Below are 15,726 nucleotides of genomic sequence, written 5' to 3'. Positions count from 1 at the left end.
TCAGCCGCGGACATAGTCCAGCAAGCCTTTGGTCAGCGCGTCGAAGGTGACGCGCCAGCAGGGCGACGATTTCAGGTTTTCGTGCATGGCGACCCAGGTATCGAGCGGCAGTTCGAAGATGACGGGCAACACCCGGATCAGATCCGGGTCACGCCGGGCGATGCCGACCTGACAGATGCCGATGCCGACACCGCCGCGGATCGCCGCCAGTTGCGCGAGATTGTTGTCCGCCCGGTAGCTCCAGCGGATATTTTCTATATCGGGAAAGGCCGGGGAGGTCATGCGGATACGGTCCGCAGCGGCGCGAACGAAGGCGGTGGGGCGATCGAAGCCGACCAGCCGGTGGGTGGCCAGGTCTTCAGGGCTTTGCGGAACGCCATGTCGGTCCAGATAACGGCGATGAGCAAAAAGCCCGAGAGGGATTTCGCCGATATGGCGGGTGACGAGCGCGTCCTGGGCCGGGCTGGTCATACGCACGGCAATATCCGACTCGCGCCTTAAAAGGTCTTCCAGCTCGTCCGACAATGACAGTTCCAGCTCCAGCCCGGGATATCCGTCCTGGAGAGCCGCCAGGATTGGCGGGAGAACCTCAACGCCGATCACTTCGCTGGCGCTGATCCTCACCGTTCCCCTGACGGTTCCGATCTCGCCCGAGGCCAGCCGCTGCATGGCAGCGGCCGTGATGGCGAGGTTTTCCGCATAGGGTTTCATCGCCAGCGCCGGTTCGGTTGGCAGCAGGCCCCGCTGCGAACGGGTGAAGAGTTGGTAGCCCACCGCCTCTTCCAGCGCATCGATATGGCGACCGACAGTCGGCTGGGTCAGGCCGAGTTCGCGCGCGGCGGCAGACAGCGAGCCGAGCCGCAGGACGGCGAGGAAGGTGCGGTAAAAGTCCCAGCTGATGTCATTCATTTTTGTATGGATGCCAAAGAAATTCTGCCAATTCCGTATAGGTGCGAATGGCGCGATAGTCCAGCCAACGAAACGCATGCAGCTGGAAGGATTGCCGCCATGTCGGAACTATCGAACTCAAACCCCGTAAAGCCTATCGCACTGGTTCTCGGTGCCACCGGCGGGATCGGCGGCCATATGGCGCGCGGCCTTGCCGCGCGTGGCTGGACCGTCCGCGCCCTTAACCGCAAAGCCGGGGGAGCGGCGAAGCGCGAACCTCGCTTTCACTGGCTCCAGGGCGACGCGATGAATGCCGCCGATGTCCGCCGCGCCGCCCAGGATGCCAAGCTGATCGTCCACGCGGTCAATCCGCCCGGCTACAAGGATTGGGAAAAGCTGGTCCTGCCGATGCTAGACAACACGATCGCAGCGGCCCGCGCCGTCGGCGCCCGCATCCTGCTGCCCGGCACGGTCTATAATTACGGGCAGGATGCCTTTCCTGAGATCACCGAGGAGAGCCCGCAGAACCCGGTAACGCGCAAGGGCGCGATCCGGGTCGATCTGGAACGCCGGCTGGAGGTTGCGTCGAGCGAGGGTGTGCCGGTGCTGATCGTGCGGGCTGGTGATTATTTCGGTCCCGGTGCAGCAAACAGCTGGTTCGCCCAAGGCCTGGTGAAACCCGGCAAGCCGGTGACCTCGGTCAGCCGGCCGAATGCCCAGGGCATCGGGCATCAATGGGCCTATTTGCCGGATGTCGCCGAAACCATGCTGCGGCTGATCGACCGGGAGGGTGAACTACCGCGTTTCGCGCGTTTCCAGATGCGCGGCTTCTGGGACCGGGATGGGCGCGAGATGATCGCGGCGATCGGCCGGGTCGTTGGGCATCCGATTAAGGTGAGGGCGTTCCCGTGGTGGTTGTTGAAGCTCGGCTCGCCCTTCGTGCCGATCTTCCGCGAGCTGGGTGAGATGCGTTACCTCTGGAAGACGCCGGTGCGGATGGGCAACGACAAGCTGCGGGCTTTCCTCGGCGAGGAGCCTTCGACGCCGATCGACGAGGCCGTTCGGACGACGCTTGTCGATCTCGGCTGTATCGAGCCCAAGCCGACCAAGGCTGCAAGGCCGATGGCGCTTTTAGCCTGATCGGTATTCTCAAAAGGAAAGGGCCGCTTTTAGGCGGCCCCGTCTCTGTTTCAATCACGCAACGGCTTCGAGCACCGGGTAGTCGGTATAGCCCTTGGCGCCGCCGCCGTAGAAGGTGGACTTGTCTGCCTCGTTGAGCGGCGCATTGTCCTTGAAGCGCTGCACGAGGTCCGGGTTGGCGAGGAAGAGCTTGCCGAAGGCGACGGCGTCCGCATAACCGCTTTCGACGGCCTTGGAGGCGCTTTCGCGGTCATAGCCGTTGTTGACGAGCCAGCCGCCCTTGCCGCCGGTCTTGCGGTAGATATCCTTGAGTTCCCGGTAATCGAAGGGCTTGTCGCCCTGGAAGAAGGCGCGGTCGCCGCCGGTCGCCCCTTCGATCACGTGAATGAAGGAGAGGCCGCGAGGACCGAGCTGCTTGACGACATAGTTGAAGACGGCTTGCGGATCGGGGTCGCTGACGCCATTGGCCGGTGTCACCGGCGACAGGCGGATGCCGACGCGACCGGCGCCGATTTCCTTGGTGACCGCGTCGACGACTTCGAGCAGGAAGCGGGCGCGGTTCTCGATCGAGCCGCCGTAATCGTCCGTGCGCTGGTTGGCGCCCGACCTCAGGAACTGGTCGATCAGGTAGCCGTTGGCGCCGTGGATTTCGATGCCGTCGAAGCCGGCGTCGATCGCGGCGCGGGCGCCCTTGGCGAAATCAGCGACGATGCCGGCGATTTCCGCATGTTCCAGCGCGCGGGGAGCGGAGGTATCGACAAAGGCACCGTTGCCATCCGGATTGATGACGTAGGTCTTGCCGCCGGCGGGAATGGCCGAAGGTGCTACTGGAGCGCCGCCGTTCGGCTGCAGGGAGGTGTGCGAGACGCGGCCGACATGCCAGATCTGGGTGACGATCTTGCCGCCCCTGCGGTGGACGGCATCGGTCACCTTCTTCCAGCCTTCGATCGCCTGCGGCAGATAAAGGCCCGGCACGTCCGCATAACCCTGGCCCTGCTGGCTGACCGGAGTGCCTTCGGTGACGATCAGACCCGCGCTAGCGCGCTGTTCGTAATAGGTGACGTTGAGGTTGTTGGGGATCGCTTTCGGCGAACGGTTGCGCGTCAGGGGAGCCATGACGACGCGATTGGCGAGTTCGATATCGCCGAACCTGGTCGGATCAAAAATGCTTGTCATCGGAAATTCCTTATGCTGTTGGGAGGAGAGGCGGAGGGATCAGAGGGTCGATCTGAGATCGTCGAGGAAGGCCGCGATGGTTTTTTCGTCGCGGTGGTAGAATGCCCATTGGCCGACCCGGTCGATTTTCACCAGGCGAGCTTTCTCGAGCGTCGAAAGATGCGCCGAGACCGTAGATTGGGAGAGGCCGCAGCGTTTTTCGAACTGGCTGGCGCAGATGCCCATTTCGAGCGGATGCGCCTGATCGCAAAAATGGCGTTCCGGCTCCTTCATCCATTCCAGGAATTCGACCCGGGTCGGATGCGCCAGCGCTTTCAGAATTTCCGTCTTGTCCATCGTCAGGATCCAACATCGGAGTTTCCCGATATATAGATCGTCTTGAGCCGATTTAAAGGAAGCAATTTGCGGAGAAGCGGGAGATTGTAAAAAAAATGGGCCGCCGGATCGCTCCGAGGCCCAATAATTGTGAAGGTCAAAACCTCCAGAGGGGAACAGCCAGCACAGACAACCAAGAGGTCGTCAGAGCGCGCCGGCTCAACTCAATATGGGGAGCCGGGTTTCGCTCGACAAGGGTGCGGATGGGATATTGAACAGAAGTTTTTGGCAAGGACGGTTATGAGGAACCGGCGGGATGAGCCAATTTAGAATTTCGGGCAAAAAAAGAGGGCCACTGGATCACTCCAGGGCCCTATAAGTGTGAAGGTCAAAAAAAACCTCCAGAGGGGAACAGCTGCTGCGGCGGAACTGGGAGGAAAAGCCGCCATATGCATCAGCTATGTGCGATATGGTGGTTTTTTGTGCAGTGAACAATAGTCTTTTGTGCAGGCCAGCCATGCGCAAGCTGCAATGCTTTTATTTCACGCGCTCAATGGTTACATATCAGGCGGCCGCAGAAGCGTGAAACTCTCTGGATTTTAGGGATTTTTTCGCCGAACGCAGCCCACGCGCGAGCCTCAGAAATTCCAGTTGCGAGCCTTGCCAACCACGAAGTCGCGGAAGACTTTCAGCTTCGCGGCGTTCTTCATTTCATCCGGATAGCAGAAATAGGTATCGAAGGACGGGATGTCGGCGTTGATCGCCAGCTGAATCAGGCCCGGGTCGCGGCCGACGATATAATCGGGCAGGCAGGCGATTCCTATCCCCAACAGGCAGGCGCGCTTGATCGACGTCTGGCTGTTGATCTGCAGGTGCGGGGTGCGGGTATTGTCCGACGACCGGCCGGCATATTCCAGCCAGTTGACGTCGAGCAGGTAGTTCGGCGCCGGTTCCCCGAAGGTGATGATGCGATGGTGGTCGAGATCCTCGACGGATTGCGGCTCGCCATAACGGTTGATGTAGGAGGGCGCCGCATAGACGTGCATGTGCACGGTGAAGAGCTTTCGCTGGATCAGGTCGGACTGCACCGGCTGGCGAAGCCGGATGGCGCAATCCGCATGGCGCATGTTGACGTCCACCTCCTCGTTGTCGAGGATCAACTGGATCGACATTTCCGGATAGAGCTGCAGGAATTCCTGCACCTTGTCGGTGAGCCAGCCCTGGCCGAGACCGACGGTCGTCGTCACGCGCAGCTTGCCGGACGGCTTTTCCGTCGTCTCGGTGAGCTGCATCTTCACGGTTTCGAGCTTCAGCAGCACGTCGTGGGCGGTGCGGTAGAGCAGTTCGCCCTGCTCGGTGAGAATCAGGCCGCGCGCATGGCGGTGGAAGAGCTTTACGCCGACATCCTGTTCCAGCGCACTGACCTGGCGGCTGATTGCCGACTGGGAAAGATGCAGCTTGTCGGCCGCATGGGTGAAGGACCCTGCCTCCGCCGCCGCGTGGAAAATGCGCAGTTTATCCCAGTCGAGCGGCACACCCATCGTTCAACGTCACTCCGCGGCTATGGCGACCGGCTGGATGCCGGAGAGGTAGCGTTCGGCCTCGAGCGCTGCCATGCAGCCCATGCCGGCGGCGGTGATCGCCTGGCGGAAAGTGTCGTCCGTCACGTCGCCGGCGGCAAATACGCCGGGCACGTCGGTGGCGGTCGAATCGGGCGCCGTCCAGAGATAGCCGTTCGGCTTCATCTTCAATTTGCCCTTGAAGAGTTCGGTTGCCGGCGCATGGCCGATCGCCACGAAGACGCCGTGGATCGGGAAGTCCGTGATCGCGCCCGTCTGGGTATTGCGCAGCTTGACGCCTTCGACGGAGGGCGGCATCGGCGCCTTGGCCGGCTTGCCGGTGATTTCGGCAATTTCGGTGTTCCACAGCACGTTGACGTTGGCGCGCTGGGACAGGCGTTCAGCCAGGATTTTTTCCGAACGGAAACTGTCGCGGCGATGCACCACGGTGACCGACTTGGCGATATTCGACAGGTAGAGCGCTTCCTCGACGGCAGAATTGCCGCCGCCGACCACGATCACGTCCTTGTTGCGATAGAAGAAGCCGTCGCAGGTGGCGCAAGCGGAGACGCCAAAACCCTGGAACTGCTGTTCGGTTTCGATGCCGAGCCATTTTGCCTTGGCGCCGGTCGAGATGATGATCGTCTCGGCGGTCCAGACCTGGCCGGAATCGGTGCGCACCGTGAATGGGCGATGGTTGAGCTCGACTTCGGTGACGAGGTCGTTGACGATCTCGGCGCCCACATGGGTCGCCTGCTTTAGCATCTGCTCCATCAGCCAGGGGCCCTGGATCGGATCGCCGAAACCGGGATAGTTTTCGACATCCGTGGTGATCATCAGCTGGCCGCCCTGTTCCATGCCGGCGATCAGAACCGGTTTCAGCATGGCGCGTGCTGCATAGATGGCGGCCGTATAGCCAGCCGGGCCGGAGCCGATGATCAGGACCTCGGTATGACGGGAGGACATGGATTATTTCCTTTCAAAGACCGGTCGACGTTTCTTTGCCCCTCATATAGGTGGTCGATGTCCGGTCTGCCGCTATAGAAGCGCCATGTAAGATCGATCCATGCAGCAATGCAAGGGCAGCCTTGCACTAACAACAGATCAGTTGGCATGGAACACGAATGCCAGGCGCCTCGAGACATATTCTTGCGTAAAATTCGTCTTGCGATAAAAGCACTGCAGAACGAAGGGGACTTCTGTGCTTCGCGCCGATCTTGATGCCATCGACATAAAAATCCTACGGGAATTGCAACGCGACGGGCGTATGACCAATGTCGAGCTCGCCGAGCGCGTCGGCATTTCCGCGCCGCCCTGCCTGCGCCGTGTGCGCAAGCTCGAGGAAGCCGGCATCATCGAAGGCTATCACGCGCTGCTCAACGCCCCGAAACTCGGCGTCGATCTCGTCGCCTTCTGCATGGTCGGGCTGAAACGGCAGTCGGACGCGGACTTGAAGGCCTTCGCCGCGAAGGTGCAGCAATGGCCGATGGTGCGCGAGGCCTGGATGGTCAACGGCGACAGCGACTTCCTGCTGCGCTGCGCTGCCCAGAACCTCACCGTCTTCCAGGACTTCGTCATCGAAGTGCTGACCGCCGACCAGCATGTCGACACGGTGCGCACCATGTTGACCATTCGGCAGGTGAAGCATCTGGGCCTGGTCGAGATCTGAGGCGCACCGGCACGGCGAATCGCTTCGTCACTTGCACCCGGCTGACCGAAACCGCTTCTTGTGGATGAAGGCGATCAGCTTGTCTTCCATCAGGCGCCGCTGCTTGGCAAACGCGTAGAACCACTTCCGCTTGTTGGTTTTTCTGGCCCGGCCGGAGCTCGCCAGGATTTCGCTTGCGGCATCCGTGGTGGTGACGGGCGAGGGCCAGAAGGAGTAGCCGTGGCCGGTGCGGGTCAGCCAGTGGCGGAAATAATTGTCAACTGGGGCGAACATCTTGCCATGTTCCTCGATGAAGAGCCGGGCGCCTTCGCGCGACCAGACGATTGCACTCGTCGTCATCGGGAAGTAATGCGCCGCCACCAGTTCGCAGTCGTGGCCCCCGATGCCGTAGCGGGAAAGGGGAGTGGCGATCTTCAGCTTGTTGTTGCCGATATTGATCAGCCGCCAGTCGGGATCGACCTTTTCAAGATCCGGGAGCGCCGCTTCGAGCAGTTCGACCGGGTTGCAGAGCGGCAGCGCATCGTCTTCCAGCACCAGCGCATAACGGGCGTCCGATTTCAGGAAATGTTCGGCAACCTTCAGGTGGCTGCGGTAGCAGCCGATCTCGCCGCCGACGAGGGTGCGGCCCATATAGCTCTCAGCGCGTTCCGCGTCATAATCCGGGATCGTCGCCAGATCGAACTTGCGGCCGTCGACGGCGGAGATCCGTTCGAAGGCGATGCCGAAGGCTGAAAGACGGTCGCTGATGGTCTGCAGGCGGTCATTGCTGCCATCCAGATTGATGACATAGGTCTCAAGCGATTGCATTTTTCCCTTTTCCGCCAAGGAGGCGCAGCGGCTTTTGGGCCCGCCACTTCCGCTTCCGTCGCCGGTAGACTTGTGATGATGTAACGATGTGGTCAAAACTGTTCAGACGTTGCTATATCGCGGCCGTATCGTTTTTGGAACAGCGGCGCGTTTATGCCTGATAACATCGTCGGCGTGGGGGCTGAAGTCCTTCGGCAGCGCATACGCAGCAGGCCCAACATTTCAGGGACAACCATTCGCCTACCCCTTGCGCAGGTTTTTCAACCGTAACATATAGGCGGCGCTGCCTATAGATGCTGGTTTCCGGTACAAAGCGGCGGAAAACGGACAGGCGAGGCGACATCGATGCGGGTTCACCAGTATATTTTCGGCAAGGACGGCGGGGCGGAGAAATTCTTCGTGCATCTGGTCGGCGCGCTTGCGCGGCGTGGCGTAGAGCAGACGGCCGTAATGCGCTGGAACCGCCGCTGGAAGCCGGATGTCGAGGCCTATGCCCGCGTCATCGAAAGCAATTTCCGCAATCTTTCCATCGACCGTATCCTTCTGCCGATGAAGGTGTTGTCCATGGCCAAGCGGGACAAGGCCGACGCGATCATTTCCTGGTCCACCCGCGGCGCCCGGCTGATGCCGGACTATAAGGGCGGTATCAAGCTCTCCCGTCTTGGCGACTATCCCACCCACCTCGGCTATTTCAAGAATTCCGACATTCTCGTCTGCAACACGCCGGGCATTGCCGACCATGTGCGCAATAATCTCGGCTGGACCCGCGGCGTCGAGGTGATCTCGAACTTCACGGACACGTCGGTCGTGGCGCCGATCGCGAGGTCGGTTGCCGATACGCCGGACGGTGTGCCGCTGATCATGACGATGGGCCGTTTCGTCAAACGCAAGCGGTTCCACCTGCTGATCGAGGCGATGACGGCGGTGCCGGGCGCCTATCTGTGGATCGCTGGCGACGGCGAGGAGCGGGAAGCGCTGGAAGCGGTCATGCGCGAGCACAAGATGGAGAACCGGGTGCGGTTCCTCGGCTGGCACAAGGATACGCGGCCGTATCTGGCCGCCGCCGACATCTTTATCATGCCATCCAGCCATGAGCCGCTCGGCAATGTCATTTTCGAGGCATGGGCGCAGAGCAAGCCGGTGATTTCGTCGCGCTCGGAAGGTCCGTCCTGGTTCGTGCGCGATGGTGAAAACGGCCTGCTCGTCGATATCGATGACGTGGCCGGGTATTCGCGCGCCATCAACCAGGTGATCGCCGACCCGCAGTTGGCCGCGAGCCTTGGCGAACAGGGCAGGGCGACGCTGGTCGGGCAGTTTTCGGAAGAGGCTGTGGCGAACGCCTATATCGAGCTTTTCAAGCGGAAGCCGTGATCCGGTAGATATTGCCGAGCAGCTTTGCTTCGCCCTCGATGCTGAAATTTTCAAGCGCGTGGGCGCGGGAGCGGATCGAGGCAGCCTTGCGGCGGTGCTCGTCGTCCATGAGGGCGGCGGCCGCTTCGGCCATCGCATCGACGCTGTCGCGGGCGATGATCAGGCCGGTTTCTTCCTCGCCGGTCACCAGCAGTTCCGGGAAGGCGCCGACATCGGTGGCGATTACCGGGACCGCGGTCGCCATGGCTTCCAGTGGCGTCAGCCCGAAACCTTCCCAGCGCTGCGGCGCGATGAAGAGGTCGAGGGCGCGATACCATTCGTTGATATCGGTATGCTCGCCGACAAACAGGATGCGGTCGGCAAGGCCGGCGGCGGCGACCTTCTTCTTCAACCCATCCTCGAAATCCACATGCGGGCCGGTGGCGCGGCCGGCGACGATCGCCGACCAGTCCTTGCGCTCGGCAAGCACTTTGATCATCGAACCGACGAAAAGATCGGTGCCCTTCTGGCGGCGCACGCGGCCGAAACAGCCGACAATCTTCTGTGCGGGATCGAGACCGCGGGCGCGCTTGGCCTCGGCCTTGTCCGATGGTGGTGAGAAGCGGTTGGTGTCGATGCCGTGCAGCACGACGGTGTTCCTGACCGTCAGATAATCGGCCGTCTTGCCGCTGGTGGCGATCACGCCGTCCATTTTCGAGACCAGCCATTTCGTCCAGCCGGTATGGCGGCGTTGTGAGGCCGAGGTGAAGACGATCTTCATCGGCACGCGCAACACGTCGCGCATGAAAATCGCCGGCAGCATCTCGATATTACGACGCGCATGCCAGATCCGGCACCGCCTGCCGCGCGGCGGCGACCAGAGGCGGAAGAGGTCGCGGTAGCGGATATGAGGCAGATCGGCGGGCAGGCCGGGGCCAAGCGCCGCGACCTTCTGGCCGAGCGATCTCTGAACGGGGACGAGCTGGATGATCGTCGACGTGACGCCGGAGAGGCGCCGCTTGAAATTCGGCGCGATGACTTCGACGTCACGGATATCGATGATGGCGGGATCGCCGTTTTTGCCCACGGGCGTATCAGCCCCAGGAAATGGCGAGGATGGCGTAGGCCTTGGAGCCGCCGGGAGCGACCACTTCGATGGAATCACCCTTTTCCTTGCCGATCAGCGCGCGCGCAATCGGCGAAGAGATGGAGATGCGGCCGGCCTTCACGTCGGCTTCCTGGTCGCCGACGATCTGGTAGATCTTTTCCTCGTCGGTGTCCTCGTCGACCAGCTTGACGGTGGCGCCGAACTTGATCTTCGAACCGGACATTTTCGACAGGTCGATGACTTCCGCACGCGCGGTCAGGTCTTCAAGCTCGGTGACGCGGCCTTCGTTATGGCTCTGGGCCTCCTTGGCGGCATGGTATTCTGCATTTTCCGAAAGGTCGCCATGGGCGCGCGCTTCCGCGATTGCCTCGATGATACGGGGGCGCTCCTCCTGCTGACGCCAGCGCAGCTCCTCCTGCAGCTTGGAAAAGCCACTCTGCGTCATCGGTACCTTTTCAACCATTTCCTTGTCCTTCAGGCGTATGCCCGCGGATGCCGCGGACACAAAAAGAAACAGGTTCCGGAGCGAAACTTCGGAACCATCGTAAAATCAGAATGTAGGTCACTATAACAGGATTTCGACAGCGAGCGCTAGGAATTTCGAAACCTTGTCCGTGTGCCCCTACGTCGGCATGTGGGTACAAGCGGCACCATTTGTCAATGACTTGACGGGCGAAAAAGGAACATTTGGCGAACGCTCCAATGAAGAAGTCGCCGAAAGAACGAAGGTCTTTTCCTTTCCTCTGGCATCATCCGCTCTTCCGACCACACGATGGAGGAGATGGTTCGGATCTTCGTTACGGTGCATCCGTCCTATCTGCTGCGCATTCCCGACGAGGGCAGGAAGGCGGAGGAGCTTGCCCGATTCAGGCAGGACATGAGCGGGATCAAGCGCTTGGCGGCGTGAACGGAGAGACTGATTCAGGCGGGAATTCTGTGCAATCGAGGCATGGACCCGTGCGGGTGTTTTTTGGAAACATTAAATTAAAGGTTGTGTCTTTTGTGGATGTTGTTCTAACTTAACTGCGATGTGAGGGGCGGTTCCGGGGGCGACAATGACCAGCACATATATAATTTCTGCGAGAAAGCGTGAGGGCACCAACTTCACCGAAGAGCCAGGGCCGATAAGGTTTCTCAAGGTTCCGAGCGGCGTCAATCATTACGATGCCAGTCATGTCATTTCCAGCAGCAAGGATTGGGTCTCCGAAGTACAGGGGCTTGCGGATGGAGACGAGAATCCAAATTCGATTGGCCCGAGTGGCGACGTGCTCATATTCATTCATGGCTATAACAACGCCATTCCCAATGTGATCGAGCGTGTCAGGCAGCTAAAGGAAGATATGAAGGCTGAAGGTTGGCACGGTGAAATCGTCGCGTTCGACTGGCCTAGCGACAATCAGACACTGAACTATCTTGAGGACCGATGGGATGGTGCGGCCGTCGCTGCCGAGCTTGTCACCAAGGGCATCCTTTTGCTCAGCCAGGCACAGAAGGCCGGCTGTCAGACTAACGTGCACCTGATAGCCCATTCCGCAGGGTGCTATGTCACCCTTGAGGCTTTTGCGCAGGCCGAGAAGAAAGGTGAGCTCTTCAAGAGCGATTGGCGCATAGGTCAGGTAGCTTTTATCGCGGGTGACGTCTCCAGCGATAGTCTTGCTCTGTCAAGCGATTGGAGCCAGCCCATGTTTAGGCGGATCATGCGCTTTACTAATTATTCCAATCCGTTTGATTCAGTGCTCGCTGTCTCCAATGCGAAGAGGCTCGGCGTTGCTCCGCGCGCGGGGCGTGTTGGCTTGCCGGCCGTCGTCAATTCGAAAGCGGTGGACGTCGATTGTGGTGATTATTTCGAGGGTGTCGATCCGAAGTCGCAGCCGAGTCTCGGCTCCTGGACGCATTCCTGGCATATTGGCAATCGGCTGTTTGCCCGAGACCTCTCCATGACACTAGAAGGTGCAATTGACCGCCAGGCCATTCCAACCCGGAAAATGAAAAATGGCCGCTTGACCCTTCAAGAGGGAACACGGCCAAAGTTCCAGGGCGACTGGCATATCAAGGACGATGCGAAGACGGCGTCCGCTCGCATCGCCTGATATGGCTCAGAAATAGCTCTGCAGCGGCCGGACTTCCAGATTGCCGGCTTTCAGCGCCTTGATCGCGAGTGCCGCGGCTTCGGCGCCGGCCATGGTGGTGTAGTAAGGCACCTTCTGCATCAGCGTCGCGCGGCGCAGCGATTTGGAATCGGAGATCGCCTTGTTGCCGTCCGTGGTGTTGATGACGAGCTGGACCTGGCGGTTGCGGATCGCGTCCTCGATGTGCGGGCGGCCTTCCAGCACCTTGTTGATGCGGGTGGAGGCAATGCCCTGTTCGGCAAGGAAGCGGGCGGTGCCGCCGGTTGCAAGCACCTTGAAGCCGATGTCGGTCAGGATGCGGATCGCCGGGAGCACGCGGATCTTGTCCTCGTCGCGAACCGAGACGAACACCGTGCCGTCGCGCGGCAGTTCGACGCTGGCGCCGAGCTGCGACTTGGCGAAGGCCAGTGCGAAATCCGTGTCGAGGCCGATGACCTCGCCGGTCGAGCGCATTTCCGGGCCAAGCAGCGTATCGACGCCGGGGAAGCGGGCGAACGGGAAGACGGCTTCCTTGACCGCGATGTGCTTCAGCGCGCGCGGATCCGGCTTTGTGCCATAGGCCGCGAAGGTCGCGTCGAGCTTTTCGCCGGCCATGACGCGGGCAGCAATCTTGGCGATCGGCGCGCCGATGGTCTTGGCGACGAAAGGCACGGTGCGCGAGGCGCGCGGATTGACTTCCAGCACGTAGACCGTGCCGTCCTTGATGGCGAACTGGACGTTCATCAGGCCGACGACATGCAGCGCCTTGGCCATGGCTTTCGCCTGGCGTTCCAGTTCGTCGATCATCTCGTTGGAAAGCGTACGCGGCGGCAGCGAGCAGGCGCTATCACCCGAATGGATGCCGGCTTCCTCGATATGCTCCATGATGCCGGCGACATAAACGTCGGTGCCGTCGCAGACACAATCGACGTCGACTTCGATGGCGTTGCTCAGATAGCTGTCGAACAGAAGCGGGTTCTTGCCGAGCAGGGTGTTGATCTGGCCGGTCTTGTCGTTCGGATAGCGCTGCTTGATGTCTTCCGGCACCAGGCCCGGCACTGTGTCGAGCAGGTAGGTCTGCAGCATCGATTCCGAATGGATGATCTGCATGGCGCGGCCGCCGAGAACGTAGGACGGGCGCACGACCAGCGGGAAGCCGATTTCAGAGGCGACCAGGCGGGCCTGTTCGACGGAATAGGCGATGCCGTTGTTCGGCTGGTTCAAATCGAGCTTCATCAGAAGCTTCTGGAAACGGTCGCGGTCTTCGGCAAGGTCGATCATGTCGGGCGCGGTGCCTAGGATCGGGATGCCGTTCTTTTCGAGCGCTTCGGCGAGCTTCAGCGGCGTCTGTCCGCCGAACTGGACGATGACGCCGACCACTTCGCCCTTTTCCTGCTCGGCGCGCAAAATTTCGATCACGTCTTCAGCCGTCAGCGGCTCGAAATAGAGGCGGTCGGATGTGTCGTAGTCGGTCGACACGGTTTCCGGGTTGCAGTTGATCATGATCGCTTCGTAACCGGCATCCTTCAGCGCGAAGGCGGCGTGGCAGCAGCAATAATCGAACTCGATGCCCTGGCCGATGCGGTTCGGACCACCGCCGAGGATGACGACCTTCTTGGCAGTCGACACTTCTGCTTCCGAGCGCAGCTCGCCGACGAAAGGCGTTTCATAGGTCGAGTACATGTAGGCGGTCGGCGAGGCGAATTCGGCAGCGCAGGTGTCGATGCGCTTGAAGACGGGGCGGACATTCAGGCTGTTGCGCAGTTCCGCCACTTCCTTCGGCCGCTTTTTGGTAAGGCTTGCGAGGCGAGCATCGGAGAAGCCCATGGCCTTCAGCATGCGCAGGTTCTCGGCATCGTCCGGCAGGCCGTGTTCGCGGACGCGGGCTTCCATGTCGGTAATGCCCTTGAGCTGGGCGATGAACCACGGATCGATCTTGCAGGCCTCATGGACTTCGCCTTCGGTGAGGCCAAGGCGCAGCGCCTGGGCGACCATGCGCAGCCGGTCCGGGGTCGGCGTACCGATTGCGGCGCGGATGGCGTTCCTGGAGTTCTCACCGTCCTCGAAGCCGGGGATTTCGATCTCGTCGAGGCCGGTCAGGCCGGTTTCCAGGCCGCGCAGCGCCTTCTGCAGCGATTCGGCGAATGTGCGGCCGATCGCCATGACTTCGCCGACCGACTTCATCGCGGTGGTCAGGACCGGCGAGGCGCCCGGGAACTTTTCGAAGGCAAAACGAGGGATCTTGGTGACGACGTAGTCGATCGACGGTTCGAACGAGGCAGGGGTGGCGCCGCCGGTGATGTCGTTGTCGAGTTCGTCGAGCGTGTAGCCGATCGCGAGCTTGGCGGCGACCTTGGCGATCGGAAAGCCGGTGGCCTTGGATGCCAGAGCAGACGAGCGCGAGACGCGCGGGTTCATTTCGATGACGACGAGGCGGCCGTCCTTCGGGTTGACGGCGAACTGCACGTTCGAGCCGCCGGTCTCGACGCCGATCTCGCGCAGGACCGCGATCGAGGCGTTGCGCATCATCTGGTATTCCTTGTCGGTCAGCGTCAGCGCCGGCGCGACGGTGATGGAATCGCCCGTGTGGACACCCATCGGGTCGATGTTCTCGATCGAGCAGATGATGATGCAGTTGTCCGCCTTGTCGCGGATCACCTCCATCTCGTATTCCTTCCAGCCGAGCACCGACTCTTCGATCAGCACTTCGGTGGTCGGCGAAGCGTCGAGGCCGCCGCCGACGATCTCGAAAAATTCCGAGCGGTTATAGGCGATGCCGCCGCCGGTGCCGCCCATGGTGAAGGAGGGACGGATGATGGCGGGCAAGCCGACCACGTCGATCGCCTGGGCGGCGATCGCCATGGCGTGGCTGATATAACGCTGCTTGCGGTCGGTCTCGCCGAGGTTCCACTGGTTTTCGAGTTCGTCGAGTGCCTTGTCGAGTTCGGCACCCGTCAAGCTTTCCTTGACCCGATTGCGCTCGATTTCATGGGTCTTGCGGTCGGCATCCTTGATGTCTGTGGCGTTGGCCAGCATCGACTTCGGGGTTTCGAGGCCGATGCGGGACATGGCTTCGCGGAACAGGGCGCGGTCTTCGGCCATGTCGATGGCGGCCGGCTTGGCGCCGATCATCTCGACATTGTAGCGGTCGAGCACGCCCATGCGCTTCAGCGACAGCGCGGTATTCAGCGCGGTCTGACCGCCCATGGTCGGCAGCAGCGCGTCCGGGCGCTCCTTGGCGATGATCTTGGCGACAACTTCCGGGGTGATCGGCTCGACATAGGTCGCGTCGGCAAGGCCCGGATCGGTCATGATCGTCGCCGGATTGGAGTTGACCAGGATGACCCGGTAACCTTCTTCCTTCAGCGCCTTGCAGGCCTGGGTGCCTGAATAGTCGAACTCGCATGCCTGGCCGATGACGATCGGACCCGCGCCGATGATGAGGATCGATTTCAAATCTTGGCGCTTGGGCATGGCGTATCTTTCCGCTTTTTTCCTGCGCGGAAAACCGGCGCGGTGTGGAGAGGCACCGGTCGGGTCGCGCGCGCATGTCTTTTCAGGCTAGACGCGGCTTATAGGCAAATGTTCTGGCGAACGGAACCCCAT

General features: G+C 61.1%; 14 protein-coding genes. 5 read left to right on the top strand and 9 right to left on the bottom strand.

The genetic code is table 11. The features are described 5' to 3' along the window. Entirely contained in the window at positions 1-909 is a 909-nt protein-coding gene (locus tag AC1D3C_RS11295; RefSeq protein ID WP_477482937.1) for a LysR family transcriptional regulator, read from the bottom strand. A gap of 99 nt (positions 910-1,008) precedes the next feature. Here AC1D3C_RS11295 and AC1D3C_RS11290 point away from each other — a divergent pair, with 99 nt between their 5' ends. After that, positions 1,009-2,028, top strand: coding sequence for an NAD-dependent epimerase/dehydratase family protein (locus AC1D3C_RS11290; protein WP_477482936.1), 1,020 nt, complete (start codon positions 1,009-1,011; stop codon positions 2,026-2,028). Between the two features lie 54 nt (positions 2,029-2,082). Here AC1D3C_RS11290 and AC1D3C_RS11285 read toward each other — a convergent pair whose 3' ends face one another. The 4 genes from AC1D3C_RS11285 to trxB form a co-directional block, all read right to left on the bottom strand. After that, entirely contained in the window at positions 2,083-3,204 is a 1,122-nt protein-coding gene (locus tag AC1D3C_RS11285; protein ID WP_477482935.1) for an alkene reductase, read from the bottom strand. A gap of 39 nt (positions 3,205-3,243) precedes the next feature. Then, entirely contained in the window at positions 3,244-3,540 is a 297-nt protein-coding gene (locus AC1D3C_RS11280; RefSeq protein WP_038588257.1) for an ArsR/SmtB family transcription factor, read from the bottom strand. Between the two features lie 617 nt (positions 3,541-4,157). Beyond that, positions 4,158-5,054 carry a LysR family transcriptional regulator VtlR gene (locus AC1D3C_RS11275; protein ID WP_038549439.1) on the bottom strand — a complete coding sequence of 299 codons (897 nt, stop codon included), beginning with the start codon at positions 5,052-5,054 and terminating at the stop codon, positions 4,158-4,160. A gap of 15 nt (positions 5,055-5,069) precedes the next feature. Beyond that, positions 5,070-6,044 carry a thioredoxin-disulfide reductase gene (gene trxB / locus AC1D3C_RS11270; protein ID WP_477482934.1) on the bottom strand — a complete coding sequence of 325 codons (975 nt, stop codon included), beginning with the start codon at positions 6,042-6,044 and terminating at the stop codon, positions 5,070-5,072. Positions 6,045-6,279: 235 nt separating this feature from the next. Here trxB and AC1D3C_RS11265 point away from each other — a divergent pair, with 235 nt between their 5' ends. Then, entirely contained in the window at positions 6,280-6,747 is a 468-nt protein-coding gene (locus tag AC1D3C_RS11265; RefSeq protein WP_038544156.1) for an Lrp/AsnC family transcriptional regulator, read from the top strand. 27 nt (positions 6,748-6,774) lie between these two features. Here AC1D3C_RS11265 and AC1D3C_RS11260 read toward each other — a convergent pair whose 3' ends face one another. Continuing rightward, a complete protein-coding gene (locus AC1D3C_RS11260) occupies positions 6,775-7,554 on the bottom strand; it encodes a glycosyltransferase family 25 protein (RefSeq protein ID WP_477482933.1) in 780 nt (259 codons plus the stop codon). A gap of 345 nt (positions 7,555-7,899) precedes the next feature. Here AC1D3C_RS11260 and AC1D3C_RS11255 point away from each other — a divergent pair, with 345 nt between their 5' ends. After that, on the top strand, positions 7,900-8,925 hold the full coding sequence (locus AC1D3C_RS11255; protein WP_477482932.1) for a glycosyltransferase: 1,026 nt from the start codon (positions 7,900-7,902) through the stop codon (positions 8,923-8,925). On the opposite strand, the gene AC1D3C_RS11250 is transcribed toward AC1D3C_RS11255, so the two are convergent. Next, entirely contained in the window at positions 8,909-9,967 is a 1,059-nt protein-coding gene (locus tag AC1D3C_RS11250; protein WP_477483015.1) for a glycosyltransferase family 4 protein, read from the bottom strand. The genes AC1D3C_RS11255 and AC1D3C_RS11250 overlap by 17 nt on opposite strands. A gap of 31 nt (positions 9,968-9,998) precedes the next feature. Next, the gene (greA, locus tag AC1D3C_RS11245) at positions 9,999-10,475 is read right to left on the bottom strand and encodes a transcription elongation factor GreA (RefSeq protein WP_038544152.1); all 477 of its coding nucleotides are present in this window, start codon (positions 10,473-10,475) and stop codon (positions 9,999-10,001) included. A 318-nt stretch (positions 10,476-10,793) separates the two neighbouring features. Between greA and AC1D3C_RS11240 the strand changes: the two genes are divergently transcribed. Both AC1D3C_RS11240 and AC1D3C_RS11235 read left to right on the top strand, forming a co-directional pair. Beyond that, positions 10,794-10,919, top strand: coding sequence for a hypothetical protein (locus tag AC1D3C_RS11240; protein WP_275452109.1), 126 nt, complete (start codon positions 10,794-10,796; stop codon positions 10,917-10,919). Between the two features lie 148 nt (positions 10,920-11,067). Continuing rightward, positions 11,068-12,102: an alpha/beta hydrolase gene (locus AC1D3C_RS11235; protein ID WP_477482931.1), complete on the top strand. Its 1,035-nt coding sequence runs from the start codon at positions 11,068-11,070 to the stop codon at positions 12,100-12,102. 6 nt (positions 12,103-12,108) lie between these two features. Here the strand turns inward: AC1D3C_RS11235 and carB are convergent, their stop codons facing one another. Next, complete coding sequence (gene carB, locus AC1D3C_RS11230) at positions 12,109-15,594, bottom strand: carbamoyl-phosphate synthase large subunit (protein WP_477482930.1); 3,486 nt, start codon at positions 15,592-15,594, stop codon at positions 12,109-12,111. Positions 15,595-15,726: the final 132 nt, after the last annotated feature.

It is taken from the genome of Neorhizobium sp. P1_A6, from assembly GCF_056406795.1.
The sequence above is the reverse complement of the archived record's forward strand: the minus strand, read 5'-3'. Positions and strand labels throughout refer to the sequence as shown.